This window comes from Cochleicola gelatinilyticus, from assembly GCF_001637325.1.
In the GTDB taxonomy this organism is placed as follows: domain Bacteria; phylum Bacteroidota; class Bacteroidia; order Flavobacteriales; family Flavobacteriaceae; genus Cochleicola; species Cochleicola gelatinilyticus.
In genome coordinates, this window is record NZ_LRXL01000026.1 from 649,846 (window position 1) to 665,781 (window position 15,936).

A 15,936-nucleotide genomic window follows, 5' to 3' on the forward strand; every position below is an offset into this window, starting at 1 on the left:
AACCAGGAGAACCTTTGCAAAATGTAATTATATATTACAGGACGTAAAGGTTTTTTCTTTTAAAACTCTACATCATTTTCTGTCTTGAACTTAATTCTAGTAAAGCAATTAAAGGCATAAAACCTACATCTAATACTCCTCAGTACCCTGTATAGAATTGCCGTGTTCACTATAGTTCGGCTTTAAATAAGGATAAAAAAAAAGCTGCCTTAGTAAGACAGCCTTTTAATATTATTAATAAATACTTAGAAATTAATTAGCGTTGATGGTAATCTCATCCAATTCATAGGTTCCATCAAAGTCTGGATTGCCGCTTCCGGTATATTTAAAAGCTACATACCCTGTTCCATTTACACAGTCTAGTTTAACATTTTCAGAAAAAATCCAATCACCAAATGGGTCTTCATTTTGAGCAACCGTTGCAACCAATAGTACTTCCCAATTTGCTGATGTAATATTCGCTTCGGTACCATCCCAATCGTTTGAGAAAAGTACTTCTAATTCACTTCCGTCAGGAAAATTCGTAGAGGTCTTAAAGTCAATAGTTTCACCATCTTGAGCGCCAAGATCAATTTGTGGCGTGATTAGCCAACTAATTGTGCTTTCCTCACCAGACATAAACGAACCTACGCGTGCAGAAATTCCTAAAGAAGGATTAGTTCCCGCTTCAGCATACGCTTCCCATAGTTGTGCTCCTGCTTCACTATAATTCGTCCACCCATTATTAGAAATTGGTTCTGCAGGGGTTTGATTTTCAAAAAAGTCGCTGAACAATTCATTATTCCCTACAGTATCTGCAACGCCACAATCTACCCCTTCACCTGGTGGGACAATAACTGTTTCAGATCGTATTTCTATTTCATCTAATTCGTAGGTACCATCATTATCTGGGTTACCGCTACCAATATATTTAAATGCGACATGACCTGTTCCTAAAATACAAGAAAGATCTACCAGACCTGATTCGATCCAGTCACCAAAAAAATCACTGTTCTGTGCTATTCTTGCTGCCGGTACAGGACCCCAAGATGCTGCCGGAATGTTTTCTGCAACACCATCCCAATCTTGAGAAAACAGCACTAATAACTGACTTCCATCTGCAAAACTTGTAGATGTTTTAAACTCTAATGTTTCCATAGCTTGTGCATCAAAGTCTATTTCTGGAGTTACCAACCATCCTATGGTACTTTCATCCTCCGAATTAAAAGAGAGTATACGAGCAGAAATTCCTAACGAAGCATTGGTTCCATCATCGAAAAAAGCTTCCCATGTTTCTGTACCAGCTTCAATGTAATTGGTCCATCCGTTTCCAGAGATGGGTGACCCCTCTGTTTGTGTTTCAAAAAAATCGCTGAAAAGTACAGTATCCCCTCTAGATTCTGCATCTCCACATAAATCACATCGCTCTCCTGTACCAAAATCTATAAAAGAAGGGTCATTGACTGTTACTATAAAAAATTCATCGAAGAAATCACGTGATAAAATAGCATTAATACTTCCTGCTCCTGTTGGAAGTAAAACCGATTTAAAGTCGGCAAATGTACTGGTGCTAAAAACTGTACTCAATCCATCTGAACAACTTATAAGGTTGCGTTCTCCATCGAACTCATCATCAGGTTCACCTGCAAAGGTCTTAGGATCATCTCCAAGCACTTCTTCTGCACCAAACTGAACATTCTCAATGCGCACGAATAAATTGGTTTTGTCTCTTGTAAAATCGTTAATGCTTATTGGAAGTGGCACTAAAGTTTCAGTTTCATCATCCCGGATTACATAATCGAACAATCTTGATTCGGCTATTTTGCCTAAGCTCTCATCATCACGAACTCCTAAACTCACAACACCGCCGTCGATTCCTACGGTTAATCCATTTAATTTAACGAAAACCTTTCTTCCCAACTCAAAACTTGTAAAAAGAGGATTCACGTCTGCTAAAATTCGTACACCTGCTGTTGGGTTCTCAGCTTTATCTTGAATTATTAATTCTTCAAAAAAGTTGCCTCCTTCATCACTAGAAATTACATATCCAATAAGATACGTATCTGTTTCTCCTAAATCTAAAATGTCGTTTTGATTGTTATTTTGTTCTTGAGCCAACAAATCTCTCAAAGCTCCAATAGTGATTTCTGTCCCTTGCACTAAACTATCTTGGTCTTGAATAGTTACACTCGGCACATCAAATTCATCATCTTGCACACACGAACTCAACACTATCGCTGCCATAAATAGCGCGCAAAATTTATAAAAGTTTAAAGTCTTCATGGGTATTTATTTAATAGTAATTTTTTTAAAATCTAACGTATACATTTATATAATAAGAGGTTCCGTTTCCGAAGTAATAACGGGATCCAAAAACGGGGTTTTCCCTTTTACTTTCTTCTAGAACAGAGGTATAATCGGCATTTCTTGAATCTTCGAAACCACCAGTCTTGTAATTCTGGTCTAATACATTATTAATGGTAGCAAAGAAACCAACATAGTAATCTTTGATCTTCCATGATTTTCCTCCAACTACATTCACCAAGAAATAGTCGTCGAATTGTTCTTGTTTTAATAGTTCTCTAGCAATGTCCTCATCATAATCATTTAAGGGTTGTCCGTCGACATCTAAAGAAAAGGCATTAGACCGTCGTAAGCTGCTTACATCGATATATGCATTCGAGAAATAATTGGTGGTGGCACCTACCCACCAGAATCCCGGATCGCGGTATTCGAAACCAAGTTGATACGCTCTTTCTGGACCACCGGCAACATGAATGTTTTTTAACTTGGTGGTTCCATCACCAAATGTCAATTGATCTGCAAAGTCGTCACTGGTAAGATATTGATCTGGGTTGTTGGCGTAGATATATTGTCCTACCGAAGCCGCTGCCTTTAATTTTATGGTTGGTGTTACTTGTGCTTCAATTCCTAATTCGCCACCCACACCACGAGTTTCAATATTGGTTAAGATCTCCTGTACAAATGCATTTCCGTCTTCAAAACCTTGTGCAGATTCCGTAAAGAAAAAATTAATATCGGTTTGGTCTTGAATGTTATTATAGAATCCTGTTAATCTTGCTTTAACAATTGGTGATCTAAAGATGTAACTAATATCTGCGCTCTGTACCGTTTCATTTTCCAGTCCGATTACGATATCGTTGTTCTGTCTTGCATTAGAAAAGCTATTTCGAAGCGTTGGTGCTTTAGTAAAATAGCCAAGATTTACATCTATTAAATGTCGACCCGAAAGTTTGTATACGGCCCCTCCTTTTACTCCGTAATTTGTAAAATTTAATGCTTCACTTTCACCTAAAGAGCGACTCCCCGGATAATTTCCATTTTCAAATAAACCAGTACGCTGGTATTTGGTTTCTGAAGCCTGTGCAGCCACATAAAAGTCTACGGTTCGGTATTTAAATTGTCCTTGTGCAAATCCGCTAATTACATCAGCATCTAGATCGTAATTATATTTATAGCGATCACCTTCACGTACAATTCGATTAGGATTCTGAAGGTCACTTTGTGAAATATCACCAATCACATTTGTATTCTCGCCTTCTGCAAAGAAATCGACATCTAAATATCCTGTTCCTCCTAAAAGATCTTTTACTGAAGCGAAGTTTTCACTGTTTAAAGTACGATAACTAAGATTTCCGTTAAGGGTAATGTTTTCTGAAAGTTTGGTACTAAGAATTGTATTTACAGTAATCTGCGTATCATCATTTCGGTCCTCTTGAATGATATATGTTGAATTTCCACCATTGGCAACGTTTGTAGCGTTGGTGTTTCCGAAGTACAACGCATTCCAATCTAACTGTCCGTCTGCCTGAAACTCCTGTTGTGCTAGATATGCATTCTGATAATCGGCAGCGGTCGGATTAGGGTCTTGTAAAAAGTAACTAGGCAATCGCTGGTAGTAGTTTCCAAAGGGATTACGTGCTCCTCCAACCGGAATCGGCACACCATCAATAAGTCGTGTACCTCCATTATCGATTCTAGTGTTTCCTATTTTTCCTGTTTGAAATCCGATGTTGGTATTTAATTTTGTCTGTTCTCCGATATTCCAGTAGTGGTTCAACATAAATACGGGTTCTTCGATCTCGCGAATACGACTGTTTCGAATTTCCCCATCCTGATATCCCCAGTTGGGATTGTATCGAATTCCTTTTAGATCTCGAGCTTCTTGAGTAATGGCAGTAGAACGCCCTCTTCGGTTCGGGGTATAAAAAGCAGAAAAGTTTACACTGTGATTGTCGTTGATTTTTTTCTCTACGGCTCCAAAAAAAGAATTGGCATCGTATAAGGTTCCATCGATATATCCTTCCTCTCCAAAACGTCTTGAAAGAAGTACTGTATAAGCCCAGCCATCCTGTGACAAACCACTACTGTACGACCCCATAATTCGTCCTTGATAGCTTCGGTTAGCAGAAGCAAATGAGACACGACCTCCTTGACGATACTGTGAGGCTCTCATTATAATATTAGAAGTTCCTGCTATATCTCCAAAGGCATAATCGTTTGCCTTTAAGCCTAAGGAAAATTCGCGATTTCGTTGTGCATCATTTAATCCTCCCCAGTTTCCCCATTGTGGGCGACCGTTAAATTGTTTGTTCATTTCAATACCATTGATAAGTACTTTCCCGTTGGCATTATCTAATCCTCTAGGACGGAAAAAGGTGGCACTAAAATCGAAAGAAGCAGCATTAAGAAAAACATCGCGCGAAGCTTGAAGCAATCCTGATACATTATAAGAAGTACCTTCATCTTGATCAAGTTCATTATCGGATAAGCTAATAATTCCTATTTGGGCTTCAACTTCGGTTAAATCGATCTCTAATAAAATAGGGTCAAGATTAATTGTTTCGTTGTTCTGAACGGTTATAGGTATTTGTTGCGTTACATACCCCTCTTTTAAAACAAGGAGCACTTGCTCTCCTTGTGGAAGTTCGGTGCCAGAAATTAAAAATAATCCATCTGCATCTGTTTGTGTACTATAGATACTTGATTGAATTCGCACATCGACATCGGGAATAACTTCACTAGAATTGGTGTCAACTACTCTTCCTTTTACGATTGCTTCCTGCGCTAAAAGAGGCGCAATACTTATTAGCACCATGCAAAAGGTTACAATTAATCTTTTCATTAGGTAACTACTTGTTTATTAGATTAAATTATTGTTATAATAGCAAAGCAAAACTACATTTTTTAAATGAAACACCTACTTTTGGCGTACCTTTTGTATAAGGCTTTACGTAAATTTAATATTACATAGAATGAACAAATTTCTACCAATTACATTCCTATTAGCATTAATTACTACAGTAACTTTTGCGCAAGAAAAGAAAAAATATAAAGTGAATACCGTTGCTTTTTATAATATCGAAAACCTCTTTGATTTTGAGGACGACCCCCTCACTTTCGATGACGATCGCACACCGAACGGAAAAGATCATTGGACAGAAGCCATATACAATGCTAAAATAAAAAATATGGCAAAGGTAATTTCAGAAATTGGTGCAGATGTCACAGGCACCCCTCCTGCTGTTATTGGACTTTGTGAAACGGAAAACCGAAAAGTGCTTGAAGATCTTGTAAATGATGATGCATTGCGAAATAAAGAATACGGTATTATTCAATTTGATTCTCCAGACCGAAGAGGAATCGATGTTGCCTTGTTGTACCAAAAGAAACTTTTCACGCCCACAAATTACAAAGCGCATGAGTTATTAATTTACGACGATCAAGACCGAAGCAAACGGGTGTTTACGAGAGATCAACTATTAGTAAGCGGAATGCTTGATGGAGAAAAAATTCACGTAATTGTAAACCACTGGCCATCCCGAAGTGGTGGAGAAGCACGAAGTCGCCCAAAACGTATGAAAGCTGCTGCTCTTAATAAGCGTTTAATAGACTCGCTTTTTAGTGAAGACCCTTATGCAAAAATTATCACCATGGGAGATTTAAATGATGATCCTGTAAGTCCTAGTGTAAAAGAAGTATTAAAAGCAAAAGACGACCGGGAAAATATGGAATTAAAAGAGCTATATAACCCAATGGAGGAAATGTTTCAGAAAGGACTTGGTACCCTTGCGTATCGCGACAGCTGGAATTTATTCGACCAAATGATTGTTTCTACCGAACTCACTAAAAAAGATTTCTCAAGCTATCGTTTTTATAAAGCTGGAATCTATAACAAAACGTATCTAGCAAACCCAAGAGGACGGTATAAAGGATATCCCTATCGTAGTTTTGCAGACGGTGGATTTACGGGCGGATACAGTGATCACTTTCCGGTGTATCTTTATTTAATAAAAGAGATTGCTTCGGAAGAATAAAAAAACACTCATTTCCCGTTCTGAAAGTAATGAAGCGAAAAACTTTCAGAAGCAATAAAAAAAACGAATCCACAATATCTTACTAAGAGTTGTGGATTCGTTGTTTAGGTAGACTAAGACTGCCCGTATTTAAAACTTGTAGTGCTATTTCAAAGCATTAATTAAACCATTGTCCCCATGGGATTCTACTTAATAATGCTATTAGCGCGAGCGTATAAAAGATCGCTAGCATTTTAAATTTAGGTGTCGAGACTAATTTCTTTTTGTGTTTTGAGTATCCTACCGTAATTAGCACTACCGTGATGAGCATCATGAGTGGATGTTCTACAGCATACAATCTATAAGTAGGGTTGCTCATAACCTCACCCATTCCGTTGTTGGTAATATTTTGTAATCCTAGGGGAGATACAAAGAAAAGTACCAAGCCAATAAGGAGTTGTATGTGTGTAACAATAAGTGCAAATAAGGAGATTCGAAAATCTTTTGGAGCATATTCTCTTTTAGAAAAGTAACCCGCTAGGGCATTAATAGTTGCGAGTGTTACAATAAGAACGACTAGATAAGCCCAGTAAGAGTGTATAAATTGAACAGTGGTGTACATAGATGTTGTTTTAGCTTCCCAAAGGTAGGGATTATTCCATAAAAAAACCGCCTTGAAACTCAAGGCGGTTTTTTATATTTTAAATGTTAATTGTCTTAATTAAATAAATAACGTAATCCAATCTGCATTTGCCATCTTGAAGATTGAACTCCACTATCGTCAATTTCTTCAATACCATCAAGGAAAGAAGGATCGAAAGTAAATTCTGGATCTGGTCCTGCACTTTCAGTTGTTAACAATCCAACTTGACTTGGCACAAACTTACGTACTCCCCAATCTTTATTTAATAGATTACCAAAATTGAATATATCTAAAGATGCTTGAAATGTGTGTTTGTTATTTCCTAGATCTAAAGAAAAATCTTGAAGAACTTTCACGTCAAAGATATGGCTCCAAGGGCCTCTATCTCCGTTGTTTTCTGCATACTGTCCTCTTCTACCTCTTAAATAATCATTGTTTTCAATAAAAGCATTCAGTGCATTCCATTGTCCTTCAGGTGTTGCAATAATATTTCCATCACCATCTTCCAATGGCACTAAATTAATTTCCGACTGATTTGCAGGAATGTAAATTAATGCATTATCTCTAGAATCATCGTTTAAAAGATCTGCTCCTTCATTGTATGTAAAGCTATAAGGTGACCCTTCTTGTCCAGTATAGAATACTCCGAAAGTAGTTTTTACATTTTCACTCCAATCAAGTTCATATAATGCATTTGCTGAAATTCTATGTCCTGTAGCAAATTGTGAATTTGTTGCACGTGGATTTGCATTTTTACCATTTACGGTAATCAAGTTTCTCCATTGTGAGCTATTCTGAGATGAAGTTCCTTCAAAAACATATTGTCCATCACCATACGTATAAGACGCTTGTCCTGAGAACCCATTAGAGAATGGCTTTGTTAATGTAAACGTTGCGTTGTAAGAGTATCCTAAACCAGTATTAGACCCTAAGATGATTCGACCATAAGTATTGTCTATTGGGCTACTATCGTTGTAATAAGGTCTATCGTCTGCTCCATTTAATGTTCCTACTGCTCCTTTAATATTTAAGTTTTCGTAAAAAACATTTGTAATTACATCATTATATAAGAAATCTGCCGAAGCAACTAATCCCCAAATTGGAAGTTTTTGGTCGATTGCAATATTATATTTTAATGTTTGTGGTAATTTAAAGTCAGGAGAAAATAAATCCACATTTCCACCTACAGCACCACTTCCTGGCTCAGCAGTTACTGTTTGCCCTGTTACATCAGGGTTAAACAATTGGTCTTCTGGCAATAAAAAGTTAGCAGAGAATCCTTGAGACACACCATTGTTACTATATGTTCCTCCTGGCCAAACTAGTGGAATTCTTGAAGTAAAGATTCCTAAACCTCCTCGAATCTGAGTTTTCTTTTCACCTGCTACATCCCAGTTAAAACCGATACGTGGCGAAACATGCGCTTGACTTCTAATCTTTTTACCGACCTCAGCATTTTTAAGATCTTTTCCAAAGCTTTCTAGTAATGGAATCGTTCTATTATTAAAATCTTCATTTACTGTTCCGTCTTCAAAATAAGGAACTTCAACACGAAGACCTAAAGTAACTTTAACGTCATCTGTTAAATCAACTTCGTCTTGAGCATAAAAACCTAATTGTGTATAATTAAATTCTGCTGCACCTTGACTTTCATCTCCGAAACCACCAATTAATGAATAGTTATAAAAGAAATCGTCTGATGCTACTTCATTTCCTGCAACTCCATCTAAATAAGTGTTGAAATCTCCAAGACTCTGAAATGTATAATCACCAAAATTCTGACCAAAGAAAACGTTTAATACATCGGTCGACTCAAAGTTTGCCCCTAATGTAATGTTATGAGCTCCTGTAAATATCGAAAAGTTTTCAGAAATAGTAAAAACTTGCTGCTCTAAGAGGTTCGCCGTAGAAAAAGGCTCAGAACCAAAAACAATGTTTGCACTTCCGTCACGAATTGTTACCGCAGGAAAAGGATTTCCTAGTGGATCTCTATCATCTTCTACAGAAGTATAACCAATAATTAAATTGTTTGCAAGATTACTTCCGTTACTGGTATTCCACTCTAAACTTGTAGAGTTTGTAGTAGATGGGAAAAACACACCTCTGTTGAAGAAGTTAATCGTTCTAGAGTTACTTGAGTTCGGTGATGATTGCTCTGCTTTAACGTAATTATGCTTTGCAGTAATAGAGTTGTTTTGATTGATATTCCAATCTAAACGAACCGTAAGTTTATCACTTATTAAAGAACTAGTATTGTCTGCAAAACTTCCTGGATCATAACCATAGGTGTTAATTAATCCTTGACGTAAATCGTTAATTTGTTGAATTGAAGAATTTCCATCATATTCACCCACATTAAAAGGCTGTGGCGTCTCTTCATCTTGTCTCTCGTAATTAACAAAATAAAATAATTTATCTTGTATTAAAGCTCCTCCAATTCTTGCTCCATACAATTGAGCGGTAAAGTCATCCAACTTCTCTCTAGAATCGGTCTCGATAGCACCAGGAGTCTTTCCTGCTAAACTTTGATTTCTAAAAAAGAAATATGCAGAACCTTCTGTTTGGTTTGTACCTGATCTTGTAATCGCATTAATTGCTCCACCAGAAAAACCAGATTGTCTTACATCAAAAGGAGATAAGTTAATTTGAAAAGATTCGATTGCATCAATAGATAATGGATTAACACCTGTTTGCCCTCCATTAGTTCCAGAACCAGCTAAACCAAATACGTCGTTATTTACAGTACCATCTAAATAAATAGAATTGTATCGATTGTTTTGTCCAGCAAGAGATATAGATCCTCCTTCAGTAACCAATGCTTGAGGAGTTTTACGAACAAAATCTCCAAGACCTCTAGTAACAGATGGTAATGCATTAATTTCACGCGTGGAAACATTTGTTTCAGTACCCGTATTTCCAGAATCAAAAACACCACCTCGTTGTGCTGTAATCACAATCTCTTCCAACTCGCTAGCAGATCCTGTCATTACAACGTCAATTTCTTCTGAATCTCCTAACTGAAGATAAAGATCTGTTTTTTCAAAATTTTCATATCCTACATAACTAATAGTAATTGTGTAAGGACCTCCAACACGCATGTTTACAATTCTGAAAAATCCATCAAAATCGGTAATTGCACCGTATTTCGTACCAGATGGGGTGTGTACGGCAACTACATTGGCACCAGAGAGAAGCTCTCCTGAATCGTCAGTTATTCGACCATTAATCGAAGAAGTAGTTACCCCTTGAGCGTAAGAAGTAAATATTCCTACTACTAAAAAAGTAACTAAAAGTAATAGTTTTTTCATAGTTTAAAATTTAGTTATTAAAATTTGCAGCAAAAATACTCCTAATTATTCCAATTATTTTAGTGAAAGGTTAAGAAATTATTAAGAAAATTTTTGACAACTAAATGTAATAGGAATTCGCTAAATTTTTGGATTTCAGCGCCTTAGTTTATAACAGGGTTATTAACAATATAAAAAAGAAGAAATTAATATGTTAAACAGTCTAACTGTTCCTTTAAAGGAAGTACGAAAGTGTCAAATTCTGTACGATATTCTTTCGGAAGTGGCTTCGATAAGGGCAAATCTTGTTGAAATGGATCCACTTGTTTTCCATTCTTCCAAAAGCGATAACAAACATGGGGTCCGCCCGAGTTTCCCGTCATTCCAATCCAGCCTATAACATCTCCTTGGCGAACAAACTCTCCTACACGAACGTTCCTTTTTTTCATATGAAGGTATTGCGTTTCATAAGTTCCATTGTGACGAATCTTCACATAGTTACCATTTCCACCCCGGTATTCAGATTTAGAGACAGTTCCATCGGCTGTTGCGAGAATTGGTGTACCTAAAGGAGCGGCAAAATCGGTTCCTTTATGGGGTCGTAATTTATACCCATAATATTTTATACGTCTTGTTAAGTTATACCGTGAAGAGATACGGCTAAATTTAACGGGTGCTTTTAGAAATGCACGCCGTAAATTGTCTGCATTTTGATCGTAATAATCTCGAATACTATCGGTTTCGAAATTAAAAGCATATAAGGGTTTTCCCCGATGTTCAAAATAAGCAGCTTTAATCTCTTGTAATCCTGCCGAAATAGTGTCGTTAATAAATTTTTCTGAATACACTACTTTAAACCTATCGCCTTTCTGAAGATGAAAAAAGTTCACCGTCCAAGCATAAATATTCGCAAGCTTGTCGGTCATGTTCGGACTTAAATTTTGAGCTTCCATCGTTTCAGACAAGGAGCTAGTAATTACTCCCGAAGCAACTCGTTCCACATACGAAACCGGTTTACGGTCGTTATAAACGTTCATCTCATTCCGAAGGTCAACTACAGCATAATCAACTTTGTTCGTTTCGTAAATAAAGACTTGTGTGTGATTGGTTGAATCTTTTGCGTTTAGCAAAACGTAAGGCTTTCCAACCACTATTTTTCGAACATTAAAACTGTCTCTAAACTTATTGGCTACCTCGAAGATTTTGTCCTGTGTAACTCCGTTGGCATCTAGAATTGCACCAAACGTATCTCCTGGGCGAATGGTATCGCGCATCACCAGAAATTCTTTTAAATTGTAACCATATTCCTCAATAACTTCGGGAACTTCTTCTATTGTTGCCTCTTCTACTACATCGTCTTTCTGAGTATCGCAACCTATAAGTAGGAGTAGGATCGCGATCGCGAGGGGAATTCTTTTCAAAATATTACTGCTTTTTTTCGGGGTTAAATGTATGAGTCACCCATTCGTGACCCCAGTTATCAAGTTCTTCCTGGCTCCAAAGGTTGGGAAAAAATTGGATATTCTGAAACGTTGGCGGTAAAAATTGCTTCCAATTCGTCCCTCCAGTCGCTGAAATCTCTTTTCCTTTGTCATTGTTTAAATAACGGTATGCAGCACCAATGTGCATAAGAAGCCAATCTACATTAATAGTAACGTCCATTCTTCGCAATTCTTTTATCAGCAATTCATTTTCCCTTTCTTTCTTGGGCAACTGCATGTATTTATGATAAATAGTCTGATTAAGCACCTCATTTGCAGTACGGATAAAACGAGGTGTATAGCGATATTCAAACTGCTTTAACGTTAAAGTCTTTTCTCCAGTCTCGAGATCGGTTGCGCCTCGTTTCCAATATAAATTTTCATAAACTTCTTCTAAATTACTTTTTTCTGAAAATTGATCCCTTACATCTTTGTGCGTTAAGTGATGAAGTGGGGTGCAATAAATCTCAATCATTCGAAATTGTGCCGATTGAAATCCACTTGCGGGCAATAAAGACATTCTAAATTTTAAGAATTGGTCGCGTTCCATACCAAGAATCATCACATCGAACGATTCGATAAGAATTCTATAATACCTATTAATACGTTTTACTTTTTTTCTGAAAAAATCTGCTTGTTGTACTTTGTCGTCTATGATCTGTTTTAGTTCATGAATAATCAACTTTAAATACAACTCGGTAATCTGATGGTAGGCAATAAAAATTTCTTCGTCAGGAAAATGAGTCCTCGGGATCTGAAGGCTTAGTAAGGTGTCTAAATGAATGTAATCCCAATAGGTAAGGTACCGATCGTATAATAATCCATCAAGATAAGAACTTAGATCTTGTCCTGAATTTTTAAATTTTTCTTCGAGTTGTTTTACTTGCTGGGTTGTTTTTGAATCCATAAAGAGGGTGGTTAGTCCGGTATTATTCTAAACTGATGCTTCAATCCTTTATATTCTGTTAATGATGCTTTTAACGACCCTACTGCGAGTTCTGCCTTAATGAGTACCGGCATTTTATTTTCATCATCGGTTACCCAAACAGTAAGACTTTCTTCTTCTTTAAACACTCGACCCGCTTCTACATATGGCCGAAATTTTAAACAAGGAACTTTTCCAAAGTTAGTTTTTAAGGTCTCTCTACCCAAGAATTTAAGTCTGAATTTATGATTTCCTCTATCGAAAAACATATTCATATCAACTACATCACCTTCCTTTACCGTCGCAATATCAACATGATTTCTTAAATAATAAAACGCTGAAACCATATCTTGTGGACTTGGAGGCAGCGGAACCTCTTCAATCTTATTGTGTTTTTTATCATTCACGCGCGCCATTCCGCTAGCGTGATTAAAATCGATCTGGATATCTTTAGTATATCCTCCTTCGTCTATTTTTCGAATAAATCGATATGGAATGTCTTTTTCTTTATCGACATAGGATTGATATTTGTCTTCTACTTTAAAAAAAAATTTAGAAAGACCTGTGGTCGCTCCAAAACCCTGTATATGGAATACTTCTTTTCCATTTAAACGAACCTCATCTACTTCTAATGTGGCATAACCCGCAGTTACAAGCCCATAATGTACTCTAAATTTTAAATATTCGCCATCTCCAAAAGCTCGGTCTTGTGCCATCACTAGGGTGATGTTGAAAATTAATAATAAGGTAAGTACTTTTTTCATAGCTTGGGGTTTTCCAATTCGGTATTGGAATTACAAGTTTTGTTCCAAAAATGAAACTCCATCATAATAACGATGGAGTTTTATTTTTGTTACACTATTTTGTTACAAGGTACCACGTCTTTCCTGTTGTCTTTCGATGGCTTCAAATAGAGCCTTGAAATTACCAACCCCAAAAGATTGCGCTCCCTTTCTTTGAATAATTTCAATAAACATCGTAGGTCTGTCTAATACATTATTTGTAAATAACTGAAGTAAATAACCCTCTTCGTCACGATCGATTAAAATTCCATGCTTTTTTAAGACCTCGACATCCTCATCGATTTCTCCCACTCGATCTAATATATCATCATAATAAGTATCGGGAACATATAAAAATTCTACGCCGCGATCTCGCATTGCTGAAACCGTCGCTACAATATCATCTGTAGCTAATGCCAAATGTTGCACTCCGGGACCATTATAAAAATCTAAATATTCCTCAATCTGTGACTTCTTTTCTGCTTTTGCAGGCTCATTAATCGGAAACTTAATTCGCCCATTACCATTACTCATCACCTTACTCATTAATGCTGTGTACTCGGTAGCAATGTCATCGTCGGCAAACGATATAATTTGTGCAAAACCCATAACTTCTGCGTAGAATTTACACCATTTGTTCATTTCGTCCCAACCTACATTTCCAACAATATGATCAATAAATTTTAATCCTACTGGCTCTGGATTATAATGTGATTCCCATTTTTCGAATCCAGGAAGAAATACTCCGTTGTAGTTTTTGCGTTCAATAAATAAATGCACTGTTTCTCCGTAGGTATAAATTCCCGATTTAATAATGTGACCATGTTCATCTTCTTCTTTGGTAGGCTCCAAATAAGGTTTTGCTCCTCGCTTGGTGGTTTCTTCAAAGGCTTTTGCGGCATCGCCCACCCAAAGGGCAATTACTTTTGCTGCATCTCCATGTTCATTAATATGCCTATTAAGTTCCCCATCTTTTTTTAATGGAGTGGTTAACACTAACCTAATCTTGTCTTGTTTTAATACGTACGACACACGGTCTTTAAGTCCTGTTTCTAAACCGGCATATGCCATCGACTGAAATCCAAAGGCACTTTTGTAATAATGAGCTGCCTGTTTTGCATTTCCAACGTATAGTTCTACGTAATCTGTTCCTAATAATGGAAGAAAATCTTCAGCATCACTGAATAATTTTTTCAGTCCGTACTCTGTATTTTGTAAGTCTTTAAGATTCTTTATTTCTCTTGCCATGCTGTGATATTTATATGCTTCAGTAGAAGCGAATTTTTTGTTTTTTTTCAGTAGAAAGTTTATTCATTAATAAAGCTATGTGAAATACATATTTCTAATGATTGTCTTCCAACCATGATTGAAAATATTTCTCATCGGCTATTTTCATAGCTTCTTCAGTTACCATTAAGGGCTTAAAGGTATCTACCATAACCGCTAATTCGTCGGTTCGGGTTTTACCAATACTTCTTTCTGTAGAACCTGGGTGCGGACCATGGGGAATTCCCGCTGGGTGTAGTGAAATATGTCCAGCATCCACATCGTTTCTGCTCATAAAATCGCCATCTACATAGTACAATACCTCATCGCTATCGATATTACTATGGTTGTAAGGCGCTGGAATACTTAGTGGGTGGTAGTCGTACAAACGAGGCACAAAACTACACACTACAAATGCATCTGTTTCGAATGTTTGATGTACAGGAGGCGGTTGATGAATGCGTCCAGTAATGGGTTCGAAATCGTGAATTGAAAAAGCATATGGATAGTTATATCCGTCATAACCAACTACATCGAAAGGATGTGTGGCGTAGATCATTTCAAAAATTTCGTCTTTCTTTTTTATTTTAATGAGAAAATCACCCTTTTCATCATGTGTCTCTAAATCGGTTGGCTTTCGAAGATCCCGCTCACAAAAAGGGGAATGTTCTAAAAGTTGTCCAAACCAGTTACGATAGCGTTTTGGCGTATAAATAGGACGTCTCGATTCTACAATAAAAAGCCTGTTGTCTTCGGTATCGAAATCTATTTTATAAATAATTCCGCGCGGCACTAAAAGATAGTCTCCATATTCGAATTTTAGGTTTCCTAAGTGTGTACGAAGCGTCCCCGTACCTTTATGAATAAATATTAATTCATCGGCATCGGTATTTTTATAAAAATAATCGGTTTGTAATTCTTTAGGCGCAGCTAAAATAATAGTGCAATCACTATTTGTAAGGACTGCTTTTCTACTTTCTAGGTAATCTTTTTCGGGTTTAACTTGAAAGCCTCGAAAACGATACGACTGCATATTGTTCTCTTTTGCGATCTTCGGCGCAACGCTGTATTGTCGTTTAATCTCTTTTACCTGTGTAGGACGATGCTCATGATAGGAGTTCGAATACATCCCGTCGAAACCAATGGTTCCAAAAAGCTGTTCGGAATAGAGAGATCCATCAGGTTTTCTAAATTGTGTATGTCGTTTGGGAGGTATCTTCCCGAGTTTGTGATAGAATGGCATAAGGTGCTATTTA

Annotated in this window: 10 protein-coding genes; 1 reads left to right on the plus strand and 9 read right to left on the minus strand. The window is 36.9% G+C overall.

Translation table 11 applies throughout. The features are described 5' to 3' along the window. Positions 1-252: 252 nt before the first annotated feature. Both ULVI_RS04960 and ULVI_RS04965 read right to left on the minus strand, forming a co-directional pair. Entirely contained in the window at positions 253-2,223 is a 1,971-nt protein-coding gene (locus ULVI_RS04960; RefSeq protein WP_068590340.1) for a DUF5689 domain-containing protein, read from the minus strand. Between the two features lie 64 nt (positions 2,224-2,287). Continuing rightward, the gene (locus ULVI_RS04965; protein ID WP_068590342.1) at positions 2,288-5,125 is read right to left on the minus strand and encodes a TonB-dependent receptor; all 2,838 of its coding nucleotides are present in this window, start codon (positions 5,123-5,125) and stop codon (positions 2,288-2,290) included. 130 nt (positions 5,126-5,255) lie between these two features. Between ULVI_RS04965 and ULVI_RS04970 the strand changes: the two genes are divergently transcribed. Then, entirely contained in the window at positions 5,256-6,317 is a 1,062-nt protein-coding gene (locus tag ULVI_RS04970) for an endonuclease/exonuclease/phosphatase family protein (protein WP_068590345.1), read from the plus strand. Positions 6,318-6,474: 157 nt separating this feature from the next. Here ULVI_RS04970 and ULVI_RS04975 read toward each other — a convergent pair whose 3' ends face one another. From ULVI_RS04975 to ULVI_RS05005, 7 genes are all read right to left on the minus strand, one after another. Next, positions 6,475-6,918 (minus strand): hypothetical protein, encoded by a 444-nt coding sequence (locus tag ULVI_RS04975; protein WP_068591396.1) that lies wholly within the window; start codon positions 6,916-6,918, stop codon positions 6,475-6,477. A 95-nt stretch (positions 6,919-7,013) separates the two neighbouring features. Beyond that, positions 7,014-10,247, minus strand: a complete 3,234-nt coding sequence (locus ULVI_RS04980) for a TonB-dependent receptor (RefSeq protein ID WP_068590346.1) — start codon at positions 10,245-10,247, stop codon at positions 7,014-7,016. Between the two features lie 185 nt (positions 10,248-10,432). Beyond that, a complete protein-coding gene (locus tag ULVI_RS04985) occupies positions 10,433-11,647 on the minus strand; it encodes a M23 family metallopeptidase (protein ID WP_068590349.1) in 1,215 nt (404 codons plus the stop codon). Positions 11,648-11,651: 4 nt separating this feature from the next. Further along, complete coding sequence (locus tag ULVI_RS04990) at positions 11,652-12,614, minus strand: tryptophan 2,3-dioxygenase family protein (RefSeq protein WP_068590350.1); 963 nt, start codon at positions 12,612-12,614, stop codon at positions 11,652-11,654. An 11-nt stretch (positions 12,615-12,625) separates the two neighbouring features. Continuing rightward, complete coding sequence (locus tag ULVI_RS04995; protein ID WP_068590352.1) at positions 12,626-13,396, minus strand: DUF3108 domain-containing protein; 771 nt, start codon at positions 13,394-13,396, stop codon at positions 12,626-12,628. Between the two features lie 102 nt (positions 13,397-13,498). Beyond that, entirely contained in the window at positions 13,499-14,662 is a 1,164-nt protein-coding gene (gene hppD, locus ULVI_RS05000; protein ID WP_068590353.1) for a 4-hydroxyphenylpyruvate dioxygenase, read from the minus strand. Positions 14,663-14,756: 94 nt separating this feature from the next. Further along, positions 14,757-15,923, minus strand: coding sequence for a homogentisate 1,2-dioxygenase (locus ULVI_RS05005; protein ID WP_068590355.1), 1,167 nt, complete (start codon positions 15,921-15,923; stop codon positions 14,757-14,759). Between the last annotated feature and the right edge of the window lie 13 nt (positions 15,924-15,936).